This window comes from Curtobacterium flaccumfaciens UCD-AKU (assembly GCF_000349565.1).
GTDB lineage: Bacteria > Actinomycetota > Actinomycetes > Actinomycetales > Microbacteriaceae > Curtobacterium > Curtobacterium poinsettiae.
Genome location: NZ_KB714631.1, coordinates 566,990 through 588,098, shown reverse-complemented (window position 1 = coordinate 588,098; position 21,109 = coordinate 566,990). Strand labels below are relative to the sequence as shown.

Sequence of the window (21,109 nt, the reverse complement as noted above, 5' to 3'; positions counted from 1 at the left end):
GTGCTCAGGCTCCTCCGGCGCGGTACCCGACGCCGCGCACCGTGGTGACGGTCTTCGGGTTGTCCGGGTCGTGCTCGATCTTCGCGCGGAGCCGCTGCACGTGGACGTTCACCAGCCGGGTGTCCGCCTTGTAGTGGTAGCCCCAGACCTGTTCGAGCAGCATCTCGCGGGTGAAGACCTGGTTGGGCTTCTCGGCGAGCGCCCGGAGCAGGTCGAACTCGAGCGGCGTGAGCGCGATCACGGTGTCGCCGCGGCGCACCTCGTGCCCGGCGACGTCGACCGTGACGTCGCCGACGTGCAGCACGGTGGCGTCGGATGCGCTGGGCCGCAGTCGGGTGCGGATGCGCGCGACGAGCTCCTTCGGGTTGAAGGGCTTCACGACGTAGTCGTCGGCGCCGTTCTCGAGCCCGAGGACGACATCGGCGGTGTCGCTCTTCGCGGTGAGCATGATGATCGGCGTGCCGCTCTCGGCACGGATGCGCTTGCACACCTCGATGCCGTCGATGCCGGGCAGCATGACGTCGAGCAGGACGAGGTCCGGCTTGGTGGCGTGGAACGCGTCGACGGCGTCGTTGCCGTCGGCGCTGAACTCGGGTTCGTACCCCTCGGAGCGGAGCACGATGCCGATCATCTCGGAGAGGGCCTGGTCGTCGTCGACGACGAGGATGCGCGGTGTCATGTGATCTGGACTCCGGGTGGCGTGCGGGAGTGCCGTGGTCGGCACGTGTCCCCACACGATAGCCGAGGCCCCGCCGCGCGGGGTTTTCCGACAGGATGGGGGTGGGACGTGCATCGCTGGCACGGTCCGACACGACGAGGGGGCTGGAGTCATGTCCGATTGGCACACACCGGGCGGTGGGCAGCAGGGTGCGCCGACACCGCCGGCGTCCGGACCGACACAGGGACCCGGACCCCAGCCAGGAGGCCCGCCCCGCTTCTCGGTGCCGCCGCAGCCCGCCCCGGGGTCGGGTCCGGGGCGACCGGGCGGTCCGTCCGGCGGCTCGCGTCCGGTGATCCCGCTGCGCCCGCTCGGGCTCGGCGACGTCCTGGCCGGCGCGTTCACGGTCTTCCGTCGGAACGCCCGCGTGCTGCTGCTCTGGAGCGTGCTGCTGAGCGGTGTGCTCGGCCTGCTGTCGACGCTGGCCAGCACGTTCGGGCAGCAGGCACTGCAGTCGCGGATGTTCTCCGCCCTCGACGGCGGCAGCGGCGCCGGCTCGGTGGCCGCGGGCACGCTGACGCTCACGGCGCTCATGTCGATCGGGCTGCCCTTCCTCGCCTACCTCGGTCGCGGGTTCCTCGTCGCGCCGGTCGCCGCGGACACCGGGCAGCGGGTGCTCGGCCGCCGCGCCACGTTCCGCGGGCTGTGGGCGCTGCTGGCCGGACGCCGCTGGCCGGTCGTCGCGTGGATGCTCGTGCAGACCGCTGCGGGCGTCGTCATCGCGATCGTCGCCGGGCTCGTCTTCTTCGGGGTCTTCGCGACGATCGGTGCCGCCGGCTCCGGGACCGGCTGGTTCGTGCTGGCGCTCGTGCTCTTCGTGCTCGGGCTCGGTGTCGTGGTCGTGTGGCTCGGCATCCGCTTCGTGTTCACCGTCCCGACGATCGCGCTCGAGGGCCGACCGGTCTTCGCCGCTGCCGCCCAGTCGTGGCGCCTGACCCGCGGGGCCTTCTGGCGGACCTTCGGCATCCTGCTGCTCGTGCAGCTGATGTTCGGCTTCGCGGCGTCCATCGCGTCGATCCCGCTCACCGTCGGCACCGTGCTCGTCGGGGGCACGTTCGACCCGCTCGGGCAGACCGGCGGTCCGTCGGGCGCCGGCGCCGGTGCGGTCATCGCGATCGTCATCGGCAGCCTGCTCGCGATGGCGGTGCAGTGCATCACCGACGTCCTGAGCGCGTCGGTCACCACGTTCCTGGCCATCGACCGGCGGATCCGCACCGAGGCCCTGGACCAGCGGATCGCGTCGCACCTGGACTCCGGGCAGCCGACCGACCCGTTCGCGCCGTCCGAGCCCGTCGCGCGGCCGCCGTGGCCCCCGCAGCAGCAGTGGGGCGGCCAGCAGTGGCAGGCGCAGCAGCAGCAGTGGCCGGGGCAGCAGCAGTGGTCCGGGCAGCAGCAACCGCAGTGGCAACCCGCACAGCAGCAGCAACCGCAGTGGCAACCCACCCAGCAGCCGTGGCAGTCGGGGCAACAGCAGCAACAGCCGCAGTCGCAGTCGCAGCAGCCGCCCTGGCAGCAGGGTCCGGGCCAGTCGCCGCCGAACGGCAACGCGTGACGGCGGTCGACCCGGACGAGGCGCGTCGTCTGCTCGAACGCGAACTCGACCGGTCCGCCTACGACGGCGTCCAGCCGACGTGGTGGGACCGTGCCTCGCGGTCCTTCCTCGACTGGCTCGGCTCGCTCCGCGCCGACGGTCTCGACTCCCCCGCCGCGGCCCGCACCGCGCTGGTGATCGCGATCGTGGTGCTCGTCGCGGTCGTCGTGCTCGTCGTCGTCGCGCGGGGGCTCCCCCGCCGGCGCGCCCGGGCCGGCGACGGCGACACCGGCGGGGTCTTCGACGCCGACGACCTGCGCTCCGCCCGCGAACTCCTCGAGGCGGCTCAGGCCGCAGTGCGCCGCGCCGACTGGTCGGCAGCGGTGCTGGACGGCTTCCGCGCGATCGCCCGCGGACTCGGTGAGCGCGACCTGGTGCCCGACGTGCCCGGTGCGACCGCCCGCACGATCGCCGCACGCGGCGCCGTGCCGTTCCCCGCGTCAGCCGGTGCGCTCGACGCCGCGGCGACGTCCTTCGACGCGGTCCGGTACCTCGGTGCCGAGGCCGACCAGGACACCGCCCTCCGCGTGCTCGACACCGAGCAGACCGTCCGACAGGCCCGCCCGGCGCGGGTCGAGGCACCGGTGGTGCCGGCATGACGGCCGACACCGCCACCCGGACGAGCGCCGCCCCGGCCTCGGCCCCGGCCTCGGCTCCGGCTTCCGGTCCGGCCGAGGGACGCCGGTTCCGCTTCGGTTTCTGGGTCGTGATCGTCCTGGTCGGGGTCCTGCTCGCCGCCCTGACGGCGGTCGTGCAGGGCACCGAGAAGGGCGCACCGCGCGCACTCGACCCGACCTCGACGACGGCGAGCGGATCCGCCGCCCTGGTGCGCGTCCTCGAGCAGCGCGGCACCGCGGTCACCGTGACCGACACCCTCGACGGCACCGGCGCGATCGACGGCGGCACGGTGTTCATCGACGACGCCGACGGCGCGCTCGACCCCGCCGTCGCGGAACGGATCGCGCGCACCGCCCGGCACGTCGTGGTCGTGGGGACGAGCGGCGCCGGCCTCGACGCGCTGCTCGGCTTCCCGATCGACCCGCCCGGCCAGATCGACGGCGACGCCACCGTCTCGACGACCTCGTGCGGGATCCCCGCGGCGGCCTCGGCAGCGCGGGTCACGACCGCAGGCTCCGGGTACACCGTGCAGGACGAGAGCGCCGAGCGGTGCGCGCCGACCGGTGCGGGCGACTCCCGCGTCTGGGGTCTCGTCCGCACCACCACCCCGGGCGGTGACGTGACGCTGGTCGGCACCACCTCGGCGTTCCGGAACGACACCATCGCCACCGCAGGGAACGCCGCGCTGGCCCTCGGGCTGCTCGGCGGCGACGAGCGGCTCGTCTGGTACACCCCGACGGTCGGGACACCCGACGCCGCTCCGACCCTCGGCGAGCTCGCCCCGCCGTGGGTGCCGAGTGCCCTGGCCCTGCTCGCCCTCGTCGCCGTGGCTGCGGGCGTCTGGCGTGGTCGGCGCCTCGGCCCGCTCGTCGTCGAGCGGTTGCCCGTCGTCGTCCGGGCCGCCGAGACGACCGAGGGACGCGCCCGGATGTACGCCCGCACGCGGGACCGCACCCACGCGCTGGACACCCTGCGCGTCGCCGCCGTCCGACGGATCGCCCGGCTGCTCGGGCTCCCCCGCTCCGCCCACGTCGACGAGGTCGTCCGCGCCGCTGCGCAGGCGACCGGCATCCCGCACACCCGTGTCGGCGCCGTGCTCGTCGGCGGGACCACCGACGACGACCGCGCGCTCGTCGACGGCACCGCGGCGCTCGACGACCTCGAACGCGCCGTCCGCCGGGTGACCTCCGGCGACCACCCGACCTCTGACCCCGACCGACCAGGAGCACGACCGTGACCGACCTGCCCCCTGCCACCACCGAGCACGCCGCGCCGGAGCCCGACCACTCGAGCGCCGCCGGCACCGACCTGCGCGACGCGTTCGGCCGGGTCCGCACCGAGGTCGCCAAGGCCGTCGTCGGCCAGGAGGGCGCGGTCTCCGGCATGATCGTGGGCCTCCTCGCCCAGGGGCACGTGCTGCTCGAGGGCGTCCCCGGTGTCGCCAAGACCCTGCTCGTGCGCAGCCTCGCCGCCGCGATGACGCTCGACACGAAGCGCATCCAGTTCACGCCCGACCTGATGCCCGGCGACGTCACCGGATCGCTCGTCTACGACGCGTCGACCGGCACGTTCCCGTTCCGCGAGGGCCCCGTGTTCACCAACGTCCTGCTCGCCGACGAGGTCAACCGGACGCCCCCGAAGACCCAGTCGGCCCTGCTCGAGGCGATGGAGGAACGCCAGGTCAGCGTCGACGGCGACGCCCGTGCGCTGCCCGACCCGTTCTTCGTCGCCGCGACGATGAACCCGATCGAGTTCGAGGGCACGTACACGCTGCCCGAGGCGCAGCTCGACCGGTTCCTCATGAAGCTGACCCTCGACATCCCCCCGCGTGACGTCGAGTGGCAGGTGCTCCGACGCCACGCCGACGGGTTCGTCCCGCGCGACGTGCGGTCGGCCGGCATCAACCCGGTGGTCGGCGTCGACGAGGTCGTGCGGGCGCAGCGCGCAGTCCGCGGCGTCGGTGCCCGCGACGACGTGCTCGCCTACATCGTCGACCTGGCCCGGGCCACGCGTCAGGCGCCCTCGGTCCGGGTCGGCGTCAGTCCCCGTGGCGCGACGGCCCTGCTCGCGGCCGCGAAGGCCTGGGCGTGGCTCACCGGCTACGACGCGATCACCCCGGACCACGTGCAGGCGATGGCCCTGCCGGTCTGGCGGCACCGCCTGCGGGTCGCCGCGGACGCCGAGCTCGAGGGCGTCGGCGCCGACGGCGTGCTCCAGCAGGTGCTCGAGCAGGTGCGGGTGCCGATCTAGTGGCGGTCTCCGGTCGGTTCGTCGCGCTCCTCGCCGTCGCCCTCGTCCCCACCGTGCTGCTCGGCAGCGGGTGGGCGGGCCTGGCGTGGGTCGGGGTGGTGCTGCTCGCCGCCGTGCTCGACGTCCTGCTCGCCGCCGACCTGCGCCGGGTCCGGGTGGAACGCCGGATGCCGCGGCTCGCCCGACGTGACAGCACCGCCGACGGCACGCTCGTGCTCGCGAACGACGGGACCCGGACGGTCCGTGGCGTGGTCCGCGACATGTGGGAGCCGTCGGCCGGCCACCGCCCCCGGCGGATCCGGATGACGGTGCCCGGCGGGGAGCGACGGACGGCGCGGATGCGCTTCACACCGTTCCGCCGCGGCCGACGTCGCACCACCGGGGTCGCCGTGCGGTCCTTCGGCCCCCTGGGCCTCGCGGCGCGCCAGCGGGTCGTGGCAGCACCGGGCGAACTCGTCGTCACGCCGCCCTTCCGGTCGCGGCGGCACCTGCCGTCACGCCTGGCACGGCTCCGCGAGCTCGACGGCGAGACCACCCTGCAGCTCCGCGGGCACGGCACCGAGTTCGACTCGCTGCGCGACTACGTCCGCGGTGACGACGTGCGCTCCATCGACTGGCGGGCGACCGCTCGGCGACAGGACCTCGTCGTCCGCACGTGGCGGCCGGAGCGTGACCGGCGCGTCGTCGTCGTGGTGGACGCGGGGCGAGCGGGTGCCGGCCGTGTCGCCGACGAGCCACGGCTCGACACGTTCATCGAGTCGGCGCTGCTCCTCGGCGCGCTCGCTGCCGCCGCCGGTGACCGGGTCGACCTGGTCGTCCTCGACGACACCGCGCACGACCGCGTGCACGGCGCCACCCGCACCGACGTCGTGCAGCGCTTCGGCGAAGCACTCGCGATGGCCGAACCCGGGCTCGCCGCGACCGACTGGGCGTCCGTGCCCGCACTCGTCGACTCGATCACGACCTCGCGCGCACTGGTCGTCCTCGCCTCGAGCCTGGACTCCGTCGGTGGCTCGGGTGACCTGCTCGCCGTGCTCCCCCGGCTGTCCCGGCGGCACGCGGTGGTCGTGACGAGCATCGAGGACCCGGCCGTCGAGCGGATGGCGCACGGCGGGGTGGACCCGACCACGTCGATCCGCACCGCGCGGGGCGGACGGGTGCCGGGCCTCCCCACCGGCGCGGAGCGCGACGTCTACCGACGCGCCGCCGCGGAACGCACGCTGCTCGACGCGGACGGAGCGGCCGACGTCGCACGCCGATCCGGCGCCGAGGTCGTCCGTGGCGCGCCGGCGGACGTCCCGCCGCTCGTCGCCGACGCCTACATCCGGGCGAAGGCCTCCGGCCGACTCTGAACCGGGGCAGGCCCTAGCCGGCCACCAGGGCGGTGGAGCCGCGCTCGAACTCCTCGAGGTCGCCGCGCTCCCCCGCCCGGTAGGCGCGGCCGCCGAGCACCCACTGGTACGCGAGCACCGCGGCCAGGGCGATCGTGCCGATGCCGATCTTGATCGGCCACGGCCAGTCCTGCCGCGTCACCACGCCCTCGACGATGCCGGACAGCAGCAGGGTCAGGGTCAGGCCGATCGCGATGGTGATGAGTGCCCGGCCGTCCTCGGCGAGAGCCTGGGCACGCGTGCGTCCGGGCCCCGGTGCCACCCACGACCAGAAGATCATCAATCCCGCACCGCCCGCGAGGAACACCGAGTAGAGCTCGAGCTGCCCGTGCGGGGAGACGTAGAGGAAGAAGTCGGCCAGGCGTCCCTGGGAGTGCATGATCGCCGCGGACACCCCCAGGCTGACGGCGTTCTGCATGATCGAGAACGGCACGAAGACCCCGGTGATCCCGAAGGCGACCATCGTCGCGGCGATGTACGCGTTGTTCGTCCAGACCTGCGCCGTGAACGCCCCGAGACCGCGGTTCGAGTAGTAGTCGACGAAGTCCTGCGTGGCGTACCGGCGCAGGGCCTCGTCGCTGCCGAAGGTCGCCGTCGCGCCGGGGGTCGTGGTGATCCAGATCGCGACGATCGCCCCGATCGCCACCGTGGCGAGCGCGACCCAGATGGTCACCCAGCGGATCCGGTAGAGCGCCGCGGGGAGCTGCCGCGTGAAGAACAGTGCGACCGCGGTCAGCGGGTCGACGGGGGTGCCGGTGAAGCGCAGTCGGGCGCGGAACAGCGTGAGCGAGAGCCGGTCGCCGGTCACGGTGCGCGGTGCGGCACCGCGGATGCGGGCGAGGTCGGTGGCGGCCTCCTGGTAGCCGGCGACGAGCCGGTCGACGTCCGCACCGGACCGGTGCCGGGCACGCGCCAGCCGGTCGAGCTCCTGCCACCGGTCACGATGCACCTCGGCGTAGGCATCCAGGTCCACGAGTTCCCCCTCAGGTCGCGCGATCTCCGACAGAATGATCCCATGCCGAAGCCCCGCACGCCGCGTGACCTCGCCGACGCACGGTTCTCGCGCGATCTCGACGAGACCGCCGACGAGCTCGTGGTGGGCGAGGGTGTCGCGCTCGACGTCCAACCCGCCGGACTCGTGCTGCGGCTCGCAGCGGCCCTGCTGGACGGCCTGTGCGTCCTCGTCCTGTTCGTGCTCGCGATGTTCGGGGTCGCACGACTCTGGCCGAGGGGCCTCGAACCCGCCTGGGGTGCTGCGCTGAACATCGTGCTGCTCGTCGTCGTGCTGGTGCTGGTCCCCGCCGCGGTCGAGACGGTGACGAAGGGGCGGAGCGTCGGACGGTTCGCCACCGGCACCCGGGTGGTCCGGCTCGACGGCGGTTCGATCGGGTTCCGGCACGCCTTCACCCGGTCGCTCGTCGGCCTGTTCGAGCTCTGGATGACGTTCGGGTCGGTCGCCCTGCTCGTCGCGCTGTTCGGCACCCGGCCGAGGCGCCTCGGGGACCTGCTCGCAGGCACGATCGTGCAGCACGAGCGCCTGCCGAAACAGCGCGACCCCGAGGTGCTCCTGCCACCGGAACTGGCGGCGTGGGCCGGCGTCGCGGACGTCTCGGCGCTGCCGCAGCGGTTGGAGAACCGGCTCGGCGCGTTCTTCCGCGGGGCGGCGCTGATGCGACCGGAACTGCGCGAGGCAGCGGCGCAGTCGCTCGCGGCCGAGGTGTCGGCGTTCGCCCACCCCGTGCCGCCCGTGCCGCCCGAGGTGTTCCTGGCCGGGGTCGTCGTGCTGCGTCGTCGTCGGGACGTCCGGGCGCTGGGCGCCCGCGCCGAGCTGCTCACCGCAGCGGGGTCCACAGCGTCGGCGCGCCCGCCGGGCTTCCCCCGCTGACGCAGCGCGCGGCGCGGGCTGCTCGCACGACACCGGTGTTCGCGCGCCGAACACCCTCGTGCCGGGGTGCAACGTGCGAACACCGGTGTCGTGCGGGAGCGCAGGAACGCCGAGCTCAGTAGCGGTAGTGGTCCGGCTTGAAGGGGCCCTCGACGGGGACACCGATGTACGCGGCCTGCTCCGGACGCAGCGACGTCAGCTGCACCCCGAGGGCGTCGAGGTGCAGGCGCGCGACCTTCTCGTCCAGGTGCTTCGGCAGAACGTACACGCCGGTCGGGTACTCGTCGCGCCGGGTGTGCAGCTCGATCTGCGCGAGCACCTGGTTCGTGAACGAGTTGCTCATCACGAACGACGGGTGGCCCGTCGCGTTGCCGAGGTTCATGAGCCGCCCCTCGGACAGCACCAGGATCGACCGCCCGGTCGGCAGCCGCCACTCGTGCACCTGCGGCTTGATCTCGACCTTCGAGACGCCGGGCAGCGCCTCGAGCCCGGCCATGTCGATCTCGTTGTCGAAGTGCCCCACGTTCGCGACGATCGCCAGGTGCTTCAGCCCGAGCATCTCGTCGACCCCGACCACGCCCAGGTTGCCGGTGCACGTGATGACCATGTCGACGGTGTCGACGACGTCCGCCAGGCGCGCGACCTGGTAGCCGTCCATCGCCGCCTGCAGCGCACAGATGGGGTCGACCTCGCTGACGATGACGCGGGCGCCCTGCCCGCGGAGCGCCTCGGCCGCCCCCTTGCCGACGTCGCCGTAGCCGACGACGAAGGCGACCTTGCCGCCGATGAGCACGTCGGTGGCGCGGTTCAGACCGTCGGGCAGCGAGTGCCGGATGCCGTACTTGTTGTCGAACTTCGACTTCGTCACGGAGTCGTTGACGTTGATCGCCGGGAACTTCAGCTCGCCGTTCCGGAACAGCTCGTACAGACGGTGCACGCCCGTCGTGGTCTCCTCGGTGACGCCCTGGATGTCGGCCGCGATGCGGGTCCAGCGGTCGGACGAGGTCTCGAGCGACCGCGCGACGGTGTCGAGCACGATCTTCCACTCGGCGCTGGCGTCCGGCTCGGCGACCGGTGCGGCACCGGCGGCCTCGGCGTCGGCGCCGGTGTGCACGAGCATGGTGGCGTCGCCGCCGTCGTCCAGGATCAGGTTCGGGCCGGTCCAGTCCGCACCGGCCGCGGCGGCCTCGTCGCTCCAGTCGAAGATGCGGCTGGTGCACCACCAGTACTCCTCGAGCGTCTCGCCCTTCCACGCGAACACCGGGACGCCGGCGGGGGCGTCCGGGGTGCCGGTGGGTCCGACGGCGACCGCCGCGGCGGCTTCGTCCTGGGTGGAGAAGATGTTGCAGCTGGCCCAGCGCACCTGGGCGCCGAGGGCGACGAGCGTCTCGATGAGCACGGCGGTCTGCACCGTCATGTGCAGGGACCCGGCGATGCGCGCGCCGGCGAGCGGCTGCGCCGCGGCGAACTCGTCACGCAGTGACATCAGGCCCGGCATCTCGTTCTCGGCGAGGCGGATCTGGTGCCGGCCCGCCTCGGCGAGGGACAGGTCGGCGACGCGGAACACAGCAGCGGTGCGGGTTTCGGTGGGCATGCCCGCCAGTCTTCCATGCCGGGAGGCGCGGGTCACCAGCCGATCCCGGTCACGTTCCCCGGGCCTCCAGATCGCCCTCACCCACGCCGCGGACGCGCGCCGTCAGTCCGCGTCGCGCGGGAGCGGCTCGCGCCGCACCACCTGCCAGCCGCGCGGGACGCGCAGCGTTGCCGCGTGGCGGGCGCAGAGGTCGTAGCCGTGCGGTTCGACCCGGGTCGACAGCGGACCGATGACGACCATGGAGTCGCCGTAGTCGTAGGTCAGGGTCGACGAAGCGCTGTTGGCACACGCCACCTTGCTGCAGATCCGCACGTCCATGTCGTCAGGGAGCCTAGCGGAGCGTCCGGCGTGCACCCGTCCCCGCGTACGATGTGGGGATGCGTCGGAAGCCTCGCCTCGTCACCCCGGTCGACCGCGGTCGGGGGCGCTCCCGGCACGGCCGTGGCGGGCGTTCGAGCGTCACCGGACCCGAACTCGCGCCGATCATCACCCGCGCCGAGGCGTTCGACCGCATCGTCGGTGACAGTGCGCACTACCTGCTCGGCCTGTGGCCCGAGGAACTCGCGGGCGTGGTCTTCCAGGTGGCGGACATGCCGAGCGACCAGACCCTGCCGGACGAGATGCCACGTTGGCGCATCGACCGTGACACCCGCCGCGTGACCGTGTTCCGCATCCCCGTGGAGCGGGTGAACCGGAGCCCCGAGAAGGACGACTCCGACCGCCGCATCATCATCGAGACCGCGGTGTTCCGCGCGGTGGGCGAGCTGATCGGCAAGGACCCGTGGGACCTGGCACCGGACCGCTACCGACACTGGTGAGCCGGACCGACCGGCCGCACCGCGCCGACAGGCCGGTGAGCCGGACCGACTGCACCGTGCCGATCAGCCACTGAACGGGGCCGCCGGTCCGCCCGTCAGGGGTAGACGCGCACCGGCGTGGACACGTCGGTGGCCGGGCGCACCGGGAACCCGGCGATCCCGTCGGCACCGCGGTACGTGACCCCCGCGACGACGCCGTCGGTGCCGGTCAGCGTGAGCTGCTTCGCCGTCGGCACCGACAGGGTCCCGGTGGCGCCGGACAGGAGCGTCAGGGTGCGTCGTTCGTCGCCCGACCGCACCGTGACCGTGCGGTCCTCGCTCGTGGGGTTCACGAAGTTCAGCCGCACACCCTCGCCCGGCGCGATGGCGGTGATGGTCTCGTCGCCGAGCGGCTCGGCGGAGGCGAACCACCCGAGGTCGGTGCCGGTGCTGGTGCCGTCGGTGGGCGTCGTGGTGCGCGCCCCGGTGACGATCGGCTGGGTCGACGTGACGGTGAACGAGTACCGGCCGTCCGGGAAGTCGTCGAGCGGGACGTCGGTCACGACGCCGGGCTCGGCGGTGGCGTTGACGGTCGTGCCGCCGCCGTCGGCCGTGCTGATGCCGAGGGTGACGCGGGCCGACTTCGTGCCCGGCACGAACAGTCGGACGACCGGTGCCGCGTCGGCCGTGTCGTCACCACGCTGGGCGGCCTGCGCGTCGGCGAGGACGACGGCGGGGATGACCTGGGACCGGGACGGCGCAGCGCCGCCGGAGACGATGTCGAAGCCGCCCGGGGTCAGGGTGCGGACGACGGTCTCCTGCATGTGCGCGACGATCTGCCCACCGGACGACGTGACGTGCACGACCGTCGACGCGGCGTCGGACACGAAGCCCGACAGCGGGACGACCTTCTGCGTGTTCGGTGCCACGACGATGCCGGTGGTCCCGGGGGCGCTGACCGTCCCGTCGCCGTCGTAGATCGCCAGGTCGACCGTGGCGTTGACGTCCGTCGGGTTCGAGAGCGTCACGAGGCTCGTGCGACCGGTCTCGGTCGATCCGCCGACGAGCCACGTGGACTGGGTGGGGTCGTCGCACGAGGCCGCTCCGGCCCCCACCAGGTCGCCGCTCGAGACGCTCTGGAAGCTGCTGCCCGCGACCTGCGGGGTCGACTCCCCCGCTGGCGCCGTCAGGAGCCGGGGGTCGCTGCCGCCGGTGGTCGAGGCGTCGAGCGCGGACCGCTCGACCGTGGAACCGGTCGTCGCGGTCGCGACGGTGGCGGTGCCGACGGTGCTCGCCTGCGTCGCGTCGTTGCCCGCGTCGTCGGACAGACGCAGTGCGCTGCCGGCGCAGACACGTTCGGCGGCGGCGGGGACCGGCGTGACGGTGCGCCCGGCGGGTCGGCCGGGTTCCGACTCGGTGCCGATGGCGTGCGCCGCGGTGACGGCGCCCGCCGCGACGACGACGGCGACGGCCGTGGCGGTGCCGCGGACGATCCAGCGCCGGACGGAGGAGGGGGTGGTGCTCATTCGTCGCGCTCCTCGTCGAAGGTGGTGGCGGGTTCCTCGGCCTCGATGACGTTCGAGGTGGCACGGCGGCGGCGCGGGGCCGTCGGGACCGCGAGCAGGGCTGCGGCGCCGAAGACCACGCCGAGCACGACGAGGTACAGCACGTGGGTGGCCTGGGTCGCCGCGGAGCCGGAGCGCGTGCGGTCGACCTCGCCGTCGTAGTGGAACAGCTGCCCGTTGGTGGTCTCGCCGATGCTGGTGAAGAGCGCGTTCTGGCCGATGGCACCGGCGGCCCGGTCGTGCACCGTCTGCGCCTCGGGGTCGTCGCCCGCGTCGTCGATGAGCACGAAGCTCACGCCGAGTTCGCGGAGCGCCGGCCGGGGGTCGTACCCGCTGCGACTGGCCAGGTTGCCCGCGAGCGTGGTCAGCCGCGAGCCGGACTCGCTCAGCCGGAGCGCGGTCGCGTCGAGCGTCGACTGGTCGTCGAGGGTGGACCCCTGCCCGCGTTCGAGCGTGACGGCGAGCGACCCGTCGTCCTGCGGCACGACCACGAGCGTGCCGACGTCGGGGTTCGCCTGGGCCTCGGCGTTCACGTAGGCGCTGAGCACGCGGCCCGTGGTCGGCTCGATCGTGGCGGTGCCGAGGTAGAACGCCGCGAACGCCGGCGCGACGGCGATCCCGGCGAGCACCGTCGCGACGAGCCCTGTGACCGGTGCGGCCTTCGGCAGCACGTCGATGCCGATGCACGCCGCCACCACGAGGGCGAGCCAGTACACGGACAACCCGCTGCCGGGCCAGACGATGGTGGTGGTGGAACCGACACCGGTGACGGTGACGTGGGTGGCGGCGAAGGCCGTGGCGAAGCCGAGGAGCGCGATGACGAGCGCGGAGCCGGCGACCGCCCAGCGGTGGCCGAGCACCGCCCCGATCGCGGCGACGGCGACCGGCAGGGCCAGGACGGCCATCACGATCGGCAGGGCCCCGACGACGAGCGTCAGCCCGGAGGTCGCGGGCAGCCAGCCGCTCCAGTCGGGCAGGGGCTGCCCGATGGCCAGCTGCAGGGCGGACGGTGCCCGGGTCGCGGACGGCGCCCCGGGGTCGGCGAACACGGCGAGCAGGTTGCCGCGTGCTGCCTGCGCCAGGATCAGCGGCAGGAACAGCACCGCGGTCGGCACCGGGATGAACACGCGACGGTGGGCCCGGCGCCAGCCGACCAGCAGCGCCACGAGCCAGCCGATCAGCAGGACCGGCAGCAGCGACGGAGCCGAGGCGGCGACCACGGCGAACAGCAGCGACGCACCCGAGGCCCAGGCCCACGAGCGGTGCGCCTCGAGCACGGCGACGAACAGCCACGGCAGGACCAGGTGCGCGATCACGGCGCCGAGGTGCCCGGTCGTCACCGCGCCGACGAGCGACGGGGCGATGGCGTAGAGCGACGCGCCGATGACCGGCACCCAGGTGCGGGTCGTGACCTTGCGGACCGCGAACCAGGCACCGAGGGCGGACAGCGGGAACGCGACGAGCATGACGAGCACGACCGCGGTGGACGGCGACCAGAAGACGATCGAGCCGAGCACGGCGAGCACCGCGGTGAAGGGGTCGGACGGGCCCGTGAAGCCGGTGCCGAGCGAGTGGAAGCCGTACCCGACGTTCTGCCAGAGCTGACCGGGGGTCGCGGAGAGCGGCAGGAGTCCCCCGCCGGTCAGGGCCGGCGAGCCGAGCAGCGGGTAGAGCGTCACGACGCTGAGCGCCGCGGCGGCCAGGACCACCCAGATCCCGCCGTCGCCGAGGAACGACGCCCGGGCGATCGGGGCGTCCTCGACGCGGGCGAGTTCGACGTCGCGCGAGGTGGTGCGGTGCTCGTACACCCGACGCCAGCTCACCCGGAGCGGTTCGACGGCCGCCCAGCCGAGCTGCTTCGTGCGGGCGAGGTTCTTGCGTGCACGGCCCGTGCCGCCGCCGAACGCGACCGCGAACGCGGCGGAGAGCTCGGGGACCACGGCGGCTGGGTGCTTCGCGACCAGGTGCCCGAGGGCGCGGCCGACCGCGAAGGGCACGAGCGTGAGCCAGTGCAGCCAGACGAGCGCGATGGGGGCGTACGTCATCCGACGGTGCAGCTGCGCCTGCCGGTGCATCCGGACGCGCCGCGCCTCGGACACACGCTTGCGCCCGAACTCCTCGATCGGTCCGGCGCTGGTGACCCTGGCCTCGGGCACGAGGGCCACGCGGTGTCCGGCGAGGCGGACCCGGACCGAGAAGTCGAGCGCCGCGTCGACGTCCGGCAGTGCCGGGTCGAAGCCGCCGAGTTCGTTCCAGACCGAGCGACGCACGAGCATGCCGCCGGCGGTGACGCCGAGCACGTCGGTGTTGCGGTCGTGCTGGCCCTGGTCGAGCTCGTCCTGCACCAGGACGATCGAGCGGCCGAAGCGGGTCATGCTCTCGCCGAACGCGCGGATCAGCGACGGATCGTCGTCGGCGACGAGCTTCGGACCGGCGACGACGACCGACGGCGCGATCTCGACGGCGCCCAGCAGGTCGGCGAGCGCGGTCGGTGCCGGCGCGTTGTCGTGGCCGAGGATCCACAGCCACTCGTCGACCGGCTCGTCGGTCGCGGCGGGCGGCGCGCTGCGCTCGCCCTGCCGGACGGCGTCACCGAACGACCGGCCCGCCGGGAGGCGGACGAGCTGCGCGGACCCACCGAAGGACAGTTCGGCGGTCGAACCGTCGGTCGTGCCGACGTCGACGACCACGAGGTTCTCGGGGTGGCGGGTCTGGGCGGCGAGCGCGTCCAGGGTCCGGTCGAGGTGGGCCGCCCCGTTGGCGGCGACGAGGATCGCGGTGACTCTGGGCTGCATGACGGGCGTCACTCTACGGTCTGGAGGCGCGGTGCCGGCTGCGGACGGCGGCGCGCCGTGAAGCTGTGGACGCGCTCACCGCGCGGTGCGGGGCGGGCGGAGGCGGTGGCCTTCCGGCGCCTTCGTCGCAGGCTCCTCAGGGCCGCAGTCGCACGGCGCTGGCGCGCCGTGGACGCTCCTACGCCCGTTTCCGCAGCTTGCGGCGTTCCCGCTCGGAGAGGCCACCCCAGATGCCGAAGCGTTCGTCGTTCTCGAGCGCGTACTCGAGGCACTGCGCCCGGACCTCGCACGAGGTGCAGATCTTCTTCGCCTCGCGCGTGGAGCCGCCCTTCTCGGGGAAGAACGCCTCGGGGTCGGTCTGTGCGCACAGCGAGTCGACCTGCCAGGCGAGCGGGTTCTCCTCGTCGTCCGCCTCGGGACGTCGGACCCCGGGGACGCCGAGCGCCACGGGATCGACGTGCCAGTCCTCCGGAACTCCGGCGTGGAACTCGGAACCGTTCACCCTGATCACCCCTGCCGCCTCGACAACGAACCCCAACTCTTGCGGCCGTTGCCTGTAATTACAGCGGTGTCATTCGCCTGAGTCAAGTCGCGGATCATAGAAGGCACTGACCGCTCCAGCGTGTCATGTCCCCCGTTTGGGCGTGTCGCGCCGCTCGGGTGGGCCTTCCGGGGGACAACTGACTCGTCCTCAGGCGCTCAGGAGGCGCTGCGGCGGGCCTCCCACGCGCTCGAGACCATCTCGTCCAGGGAGTGCCGCATCGCCCACTCGAGGTCTCGGGCGGCGGCTTCGCCGGTCGCGACGATGCGGGCCGGGTCGCCGGGGCGCCGCGGTGCGATCTCGGGGTCGAAGGCGATCCCGGTGCCGGCAGCCATCGCGTCCATGATCTGCCGGACGCTCACGCCGTCGCCGCTGCCGAGGTTGTAGGCGCGCTCGAGCGGCTCCCCGGCCTCGAGCTTCCGTGCGGCCACGGCGTGCGAGTGCGCCAGGTCGGCCACGTGCACGTAGTCGCGGACACAGGTGCCGTCCGGGGTGGCGTAGTCGTCGCCGTTGATCCGCGGGGTCCGGCCGGCGAGCAGCGCGTCGAAGACCAGCGGGAACAGGTTGTGCGGGCTGGCGTCGTACAGGTCGGGCTCCCCCGAGCCGACGACGTTGAAGTACCGGAGCGACGTGGTGGCGAATCCGGCGGCGACCTCCATGTCGCGCAGCAGCCACTCGCCGATGAGCTTCGACTCGCCGTACGGCGACTCCGGGTTCTTCGGGGTGGACTCGACCACGGTCTCGACGTCCGGCGTGCCGTAGACCGCCGCGCTCGACGAGAAGACCGCCTTGGTGACGCCGGTCTCGGCCATCGCGCGGAGCAGGGTCGCCATGCCGGTGACGTTCTGCTCGTAGGTGTGCAGCGGGCGCTCGACGGAGACGCCGGCGTACTTGAACCCCGCGACGTGGACCACGCCGGTGACCTCGTGCTCGCGCAGGGTGCGCGCCACGAGCTCCCCGTCGAGGATCGTGCCCTCGACGAACGGCACGTCGTCCGGCACGAACGCGCGGAAGCCGCTCGAGAGGTCGTCGAACGCGACCGTGTCGATGCCGGCCGAGCGCAGTGCTCGGACGACGTGGGACCCGATGTACCCGGCACCGCCGGTGACCAGCCAACTCATGCTCGCCACGCTAGCGGACGTCGGCGACGCCACGGTGGCGGTGTGCGGGTCCGCGCCGCCGCGTGCGGTTCCGCGCCGGTTCCGCGACGGCGTCCCCGGCCAGGACGCCTGTCCTGGGCGCCGGTCCTGGGCGCCGGTCCTAGGCGCCGGTGGCGATGAACACCGTCGACGTGATGCCGTCGGACGAGTCCGCCTCGACGGTCACGTCGCCCTCGTCCGGCGTGATGAAGCACGACTCGCCCTTGCGGAGCAGGGTGGCCGACTGCGCGCCGACGAGCGTGACGACGCCCTCGGTGCAGATCGCGATCGACGGTCCGACGAGCGGCGCGACCCCGCCCGTGCTCAGGCCGGCCGGGCGGCCGTCGCCGTCCACCCGCAGCAGCGCGAAGCCGACGCCGTCCGGTGCGAACCGGTCGACGCCGCCGGCGATGCGCTCCGGCTCGAGGACCGGGGCCGGGTACGCGGTGAAGTCGAGCACCCGCAGGAGCTCCGGCACGTCGACGTGCTTCGGCGTCAGCCCGCCGCGCAGCACGTTGTCCGACGGCGCCATCAGCTCGATGCCGAGCCCGTCGAGGTACGCGTGGATGTTGCCGGCGGGCAGGTACATCGCCTGCCCCGCACCGAGCGTCACACGGTGCATGAGCAGGGAGACCACGGTGCCGGGGTCGCCCGGCCAGCTGGTCGCCAGGTCGCGCACGGTCGCGGTGTTCGGGGTGAGCAGGTCGTCGTCGAGGGCGACGGCCAGGTCGCTCGCGGCCTGCACCACGGCGAGTGCGGACTCGTCGGCGGTCTCGAGCCAGCGGACGGTGTCCTCGAGCCCGTGCAGCAGGTGCACCTCGAGCGGACCGAGCCGTCCGGTGCCGGCGTCGAGCACGCGCACCTCGGCGAGGGTCTCCTCGACGGGGCGGAAGCCGCTCAGCGCCTCGAACCGCTCGCTCAGCGCGACGACGAGCTCGGGCTTCGGGAACGGGTCCTTGTAGTTGCGAGCCGGGTCGTCGAGCGGGATGCCCTCGCGCTCTTCACGGGCGAAGCCCTCCGCCGCCTGCTCCGGGGTGGGGTGCGCCTGCAGCGAGAGCGGTGCGGCCGCCGCGAGCACCTTGAGCAGGAACGGCAGGTCGGTGCGGTCCGGACCGAGGGCGGTCTCCGGCTCGTCGGCGATCCAGTCGCGGAGCGTGTCGGCTCCGCCCACCATGGCGGGGTTGACGACGACGCTGGGGCTGCCGGCGTGGGCGCCGAGCCAGAGCTCCGCCTGCGGGGCACCCGTGACGGTGCGGCCGAGGAGCTCCGGGATCGCGGTGACCGAGCCCCAGGCGTAGTCGCGGGGGGTGTTCGTGATGCCGAGGAACATGGGCCAGAGCCTACCGGCGCCGCCGAGGGAGTCCTGCGGACGGCGACCGGCCGGTACCCTGGCGTCGTGACGAACACCTGGCCGCTGGCGCGCGGGGCCGTACCGGAGCGCGAGGCGTTCGCCTTCGGGGCGACGACCCTGTTCGTGCTGTTCGCGGGCGACGCCGTGCCGAACACCCTCACCTGGGTCGGGGCCGGTGTCCTCTGGGCCCTCGTCGCCGCCTGGGGCACCACGATCCTGGTCCGGGCGAAGCCGCCGCTCGTCCGCACCCCCTGGGCGCTCTGGGCGTTCCTCGGCTGGTGCCTGGTGACGCTGGTCTGGTCGCACTGGCGGTTCGCGACGATCTCGAGCCTGACCGTGCAGGTGATCTGCGCCGCCGTGGCGTTCACGATCGCCTCGACCCTGACGTGGCGGCGGATCACCGACGCCATGAGCCTCGCGCTCCGCTGGGTCCTGATGCTCTCGCTGCTGTTCGAAGCCGTCGTCGCGGTGTTCGTCCGCCACCCGATCGCGCCGATCTGGACCGACTACGGCGACCGCGACGTCCCCGACGCGTTCTACTTCTCGCGCGCCGAGCTCTTCACCGGTGGTCGGATCCAGGGCCTGCCGGGCAACGCGAACCTGCTCGCCATGGTCGCCCTGCTCGTCGCGATCGTGGTCGCCGTGCAGTTCGCCGAGGGCCGGATCCGCCGCAACCAAGCGATCGGCTGGCTCCTCGTCGCCGCACTCGGCTTCGTCCTCACCCGCTCGTCGACGGTCATCGCCGCTGCCCTCGTGGTCGCCGTGGTCGCCCTGGTCGCGGTGTGGATGCGCCGTGTGCCGACCGAGCGCCGCACCCCGCGCTACCTGCTGCTCGCGGTGGGCGCGATCGTCGTCGCCGTCGCCGCGGCCGTGCTGCGTGGTCCGGTCTCCGAGCTGCTCGGCAAGGGCTCGGACGCCACCGGTCGGGGCGAGATCTGGGGCAAGGTGCTCGGGCTGATCGACCAGCACCCCGTGGGTGGCTGGGGATGGATCGGGTACTGGTGGCCCGGCATCCCGACGCTCGCCGACCTGGCGCACCGCAAGGGTGTCACCTACCTGCAGGCCCACGACGCCTACCTGGACGTCTGGATGCAGACCGGCATCATCGGCCTGGTGCTCTTCGCGATCTACGTGGTGACGACGCTGTCGCGCTCGTGGGCCTGCGCGACCCGCATCGGGTACGACGCCACGCTGCGTCCGCGGTCGTTCGACCCGGTGTCGCTCCTGCCGCTCCTGGTCGTCGTCGCGCTGCTCGTGCAGTCCGTCGCCGAGTCCCGCCTGCTCTACCAGGGGAACTGGGTGCTCTTCGCCCTGCTCGCGATCAAGACCCGCATCGTGCTGACCGGCGAGGAACCCGTGTCCACCGGCGACGGCCCCCGCACGCCGCTGGCCAAGCGCGAGTTCCGCTGGGCCGGCACGCGCTGACCCGGGCGCTCCCTCAGCGCGACAGCCAGGAGCACGCCACCGGGGACGACCACGGGTTCGACCGCACCCGGGCGACCTCGAGCGACGGGTCCGCGTCGCACGCCTCGACCGCCGCCGGCAACTGCCCGGCCCACACCGGGCCGTCGCTGCGCCGCGTGTCCGCCGGCGCGACGTGCAGCACGGCCGACGCGACGACGGCGGTGACCACGCACCAACCGGCCAGCGCACCGACGAGGCGACCCGCGCCTCCTGTCCGTGCCGCCACACGCGACCAGCGGGGCGCGTCCACCAGCGCGGCGGCGGCGACCACCGCGGCGCTCACGAGCAGCAGGCCGGCAGCGGCGGCGTAGCGCTGCGGCGGCAGGGCGGCCATCGCGCTCACCGGCGCGGACCAGCGGACGCCGGCACCGTGGTTGGCGAGGACGGCCACCCACCACACCGCGACCGAACCGGCGGCGAGTGCCGTGACCATCCACCGGGTGCCTGTCGGCCCGACGACCACGGCCGCCACCAGGACGACCAGCAGCAGGGCGGCGGGGACCAGGACCACGGCCCAGCCGTGCTCCACCACCGCCGTCAGCGCGGCGCCGAGGTCCGGACCCCAGGCACCCGCCACGGGACGCAGCAGGTACCCGGCGAGCACGTCCACGACCGCCGGCGACCCCGTGGCGAGGGCACGCGGGTTCGTCAGGGCCGTGACGCCCTGCGCGGCCAGGGCGACGACCACGACGACCGTGACGGGCAGCGCGGACCACCGACCGGATGAGCCGGGCGTTCGGCCTCGGGGCGTCCACGCGAGGAGCAACAGGGGCGCGAACAGTGCGGTGAGGGGTTCGGTGAGCACGGCGACACCAGCGACCACGGCGAGCGCGCCCGCGCCCCACCAGGAGCGGCTGCGGAAGGTGAAGACCCACGGCACCAGGACGAGCAGGAACCAGTGCAGGTTCGCCGCGTTGCCGCTGATCTCGTACGGGGCGAGCGGCAGGACGACGGGGACGGCGGCGAGCACCAGCCGGAACGGCCACGGGCGGACGACGTCGCGGGACAGCACGAACACCAGGGCGCAGACCCCGCCGACCACCGCGCAGGACGCCAGTGCCACCACCTGCGCGTACCGTTCGGGCGGCAGCGCGTAGCCGAGGTCGACGATGAGCCGGGGCAGCAGGTGCAGGTAGCCGGCGTAGGCGTGCAGCAGCGTGTCGACGGGCCCCATCGCGATCCGTTCGCGCAGGAACACGCCGCCGTCCTCGGCCCAGACGGTGTTCCGCGCCACCGGACCGAGGCGGTACCAGGCCAGTGCGGTCGTGAGCAGGCCGACGAGGACCGCGACGAGCGGGACGCCGACGACCCTGCGCGCGACGTCCATTCGGTGAGGATAGATCGCTCATCGCGCATCGTCGATACAGCCACACCGCGATGTGGTGTGCTCGTCACAAGGTCGTGCGCCAA

At 73.6% G+C, this 21,109-nt stretch carries 18 protein-coding genes; 8 read left to right on the top strand and 10 right to left on the bottom strand.

The window, feature by feature from the left end; genetic code table 11:
• Positions 1 to 4 precede the first annotated feature (4 nt).
• Positions 5 to 679, bottom strand: coding sequence for an MtrAB system response regulator MtrA (mtrA, locus tag H489_RS36300; RefSeq protein WP_017888813.1), 675 nt, complete (start codon positions 677 to 679; stop codon positions 5 to 7).
• A 331-nt stretch (positions 680 to 1,010) separates the two neighbouring features.
• Here mtrA and H489_RS36295 point away from each other — a divergent pair, with 331 nt between their 5' ends.
• Genes H489_RS36295 through H489_RS36275 form a run of 5 tightly spaced genes read left to right on the top strand, consistent with a single transcriptional unit; the run spans position 1,011 to position 6,529 of the window.
• Positions 1,011 to 2,270, top strand: coding sequence for a glycerophosphoryl diester phosphodiesterase membrane domain-containing protein (locus tag H489_RS36295; protein ID WP_017888812.1), 1,260 nt, complete (start codon positions 1,011 to 1,013; stop codon positions 2,268 to 2,270).
• The gene (locus H489_RS36290; RefSeq protein ID WP_017888811.1) at positions 2,267 to 2,908 is read left to right on the top strand and encodes a DUF4129 domain-containing protein; all 642 of its coding nucleotides are present in this window, start codon (positions 2,267 to 2,269) and stop codon (positions 2,906 to 2,908) included. Before H489_RS36295 ends, H489_RS36290 begins: the two co-directional genes overlap by 4 nt.
• Complete coding sequence (locus H489_RS37180) at positions 2,905 to 4,164, top strand: DUF4350 domain-containing protein (protein WP_017888810.1); 1,260 nt, start codon at positions 2,905 to 2,907, stop codon at positions 4,162 to 4,164. The genes H489_RS36290 and H489_RS37180 overlap by 4 nt, the downstream gene beginning before the upstream one ends.
• Positions 4,161 to 5,177, top strand: a complete 1,017-nt coding sequence (locus tag H489_RS36280) for an AAA family ATPase (protein ID WP_017888809.1) — start codon at positions 4,161 to 4,163, stop codon at positions 5,175 to 5,177. The genes H489_RS37180 and H489_RS36280 overlap by 4 nt, the downstream gene beginning before the upstream one ends.
• On the top strand, positions 5,177 to 6,529 hold the full coding sequence (locus H489_RS36275; protein ID WP_017888808.1) for a DUF58 domain-containing protein: 1,353 nt from the start codon (positions 5,177 to 5,179) through the stop codon (positions 6,527 to 6,529). Before H489_RS36280 ends, H489_RS36275 begins: the two co-directional genes overlap by 1 nt.
• Before the next feature lie 13 nt (positions 6,530 to 6,542).
• Here H489_RS36275 and H489_RS36270 read toward each other — a convergent pair whose 3' ends face one another.
• Positions 6,543 to 7,541: a stage II sporulation protein M gene (locus H489_RS36270; RefSeq protein WP_017888807.1), complete on the bottom strand. Its 999-nt coding sequence runs from the start codon at positions 7,539 to 7,541 to the stop codon at positions 6,543 to 6,545.
• A 42-nt stretch (positions 7,542 to 7,583) separates the two neighbouring features.
• Here H489_RS36270 and H489_RS36265 point away from each other — a divergent pair, with 42 nt between their 5' ends.
• Positions 7,584 to 8,453, top strand: coding sequence for an RDD family protein (locus H489_RS36265; protein WP_017888806.1), 870 nt, complete (start codon positions 7,584 to 7,586; stop codon positions 8,451 to 8,453).
• 115 nt (positions 8,454 to 8,568) lie between these two features.
• Here H489_RS36265 and ahcY read toward each other — a convergent pair whose 3' ends face one another.
• Positions 8,569 to 10,047 carry an adenosylhomocysteinase gene (ahcY, locus tag H489_RS36260; protein WP_017888805.1) on the bottom strand — a complete coding sequence of 493 codons (1,479 nt, stop codon included), beginning with the start codon at positions 10,045 to 10,047 and terminating at the stop codon, positions 8,569 to 8,571.
• Between the two features lie 102 nt (positions 10,048 to 10,149).
• Positions 10,150 to 10,365, bottom strand: a complete 216-nt coding sequence (locus H489_RS36255) for a DUF3499 family protein (RefSeq protein WP_017888804.1) — start codon at positions 10,363 to 10,365, stop codon at positions 10,150 to 10,152.
• A 59-nt stretch (positions 10,366 to 10,424) separates the two neighbouring features.
• On the opposite strand from H489_RS36255, the gene H489_RS36250 reads away from it, so the two are divergent.
• Positions 10,425 to 10,865 (top strand): metallopeptidase family protein, encoded by a 441-nt coding sequence (locus tag H489_RS36250; protein ID WP_017888803.1) that lies wholly within the window; start codon positions 10,425 to 10,427, stop codon positions 10,863 to 10,865.
• Positions 10,866 to 10,960: 95 nt separating this feature from the next.
• Here H489_RS36250 and H489_RS36245 read toward each other — a convergent pair whose 3' ends face one another.
• From H489_RS36245 to manA, 5 genes are all read right to left on the bottom strand, one after another.
• The gene (locus tag H489_RS36245; RefSeq protein ID WP_017888802.1) at positions 10,961 to 12,370 is read right to left on the bottom strand and encodes a DUF5719 family protein; all 1,410 of its coding nucleotides are present in this window, start codon (positions 12,368 to 12,370) and stop codon (positions 10,961 to 10,963) included.
• Complete coding sequence (locus H489_RS36240; RefSeq protein WP_017888801.1) at positions 12,367 to 15,204, bottom strand: glycosyltransferase; 2,838 nt, start codon at positions 15,202 to 15,204, stop codon at positions 12,367 to 12,369. Before H489_RS36240 ends, H489_RS36245 begins: the two co-directional genes overlap by 4 nt.
• Positions 15,205 to 15,382: 178 nt before the next feature.
• The gene (locus H489_RS36235; protein ID WP_017888800.1) at positions 15,383 to 15,715 is read right to left on the bottom strand and encodes a WhiB family transcriptional regulator; all 333 of its coding nucleotides are present in this window, start codon (positions 15,713 to 15,715) and stop codon (positions 15,383 to 15,385) included.
• A 188-nt stretch (positions 15,716 to 15,903) separates the two neighbouring features.
• The gene (gene galE / locus H489_RS36230; RefSeq protein ID WP_031260600.1) at positions 15,904 to 16,866 is read right to left on the bottom strand and encodes a UDP-glucose 4-epimerase GalE; all 963 of its coding nucleotides are present in this window, start codon (positions 16,864 to 16,866) and stop codon (positions 15,904 to 15,906) included.
• Between the two features lie 139 nt (positions 16,867 to 17,005).
• On the bottom strand, positions 17,006 to 18,214 hold the full coding sequence (gene manA / locus H489_RS36225) for a mannose-6-phosphate isomerase, class I (protein ID WP_017888798.1): 1,209 nt from the start codon (positions 18,212 to 18,214) through the stop codon (positions 17,006 to 17,008).
• A gap of 66 nt (positions 18,215 to 18,280) precedes the next feature.
• Between manA and H489_RS36220 the strand changes: the two genes are divergently transcribed.
• The gene (locus H489_RS36220) at positions 18,281 to 19,660 is read left to right on the top strand and encodes an O-antigen ligase family protein (protein ID WP_017888797.1); all 1,380 of its coding nucleotides are present in this window, start codon (positions 18,281 to 18,283) and stop codon (positions 19,658 to 19,660) included.
• 13 nt (positions 19,661 to 19,673) lie between these two features.
• On the opposite strand, the gene H489_RS36215 is transcribed toward H489_RS36220, so the two are convergent.
• A complete protein-coding gene (locus H489_RS36215; RefSeq protein WP_031260594.1) occupies positions 19,674 to 21,026 on the bottom strand; it encodes a hypothetical protein in 1,353 nt (450 codons plus the stop codon).
• Positions 21,027 to 21,109: the final 83 nt, after the last annotated feature.

Coding starts and splice junctions, on each gene's coding strand:
- mtrA (WP_017888813.1), bottom strand. CDS start 679: ATGACACCGCGCATCCTCGTCGTCGACGACGACCAGGCCCTCTCCGAG.
- H489_RS37180 (WP_017888810.1), top strand. CDS start 2,905: ATGACGGCCGACACCGCCACCCGGACGAGCGCCGCCCCGGCCTCGGCC.
- H489_RS36265 (WP_017888806.1), top strand. CDS start 7,584: ATGCCGAAGCCCCGCACGCCGCGTGACCTCGCCGACGCACGGTTCTCG.
- ahcY (WP_017888805.1), bottom strand. CDS start 10,047: ATGCCCACCGAAACCCGCACCGCTGCTGTGTTCCGCGTCGCCGACCTG.
- H489_RS36255 (WP_017888804.1), bottom strand. CDS start 10,365: ATGGACGTGCGGATCTGCAGCAAGGTGGCGTGTGCCAACAGCGCTTCG.
- H489_RS36250 (WP_017888803.1), top strand. CDS start 10,425: ATGCGTCGGAAGCCTCGCCTCGTCACCCCGGTCGACCGCGGTCGGGGG.
- H489_RS36245 (WP_017888802.1), bottom strand. CDS start 12,370: ATGAGCACCACCCCCTCCTCCGTCCGGCGCTGGATCGTCCGCGGCACC.
- H489_RS36240 (WP_017888801.1), bottom strand. CDS start 15,204: ATGCAGCCCAGAGTCACCGCGATCCTCGTCGCCGCCAACGGGGCGGCC.
- galE (WP_031260600.1), bottom strand. CDS start 16,866: ATGAGTTGGCTGGTCACCGGCGGTGCCGGGTACATCGGGTCCCACGTC.
- manA (WP_017888798.1), bottom strand. CDS start 18,214: ATGTTCCTCGGCATCACGAACACCCCCCGCGACTACGCCTGGGGCTCG.
- H489_RS36215 (WP_031260594.1), bottom strand. CDS start 21,026: ATGGACGTCGCGCGCAGGGTCGTCGGCGTCCCGCTCGTCGCGGTCCTC.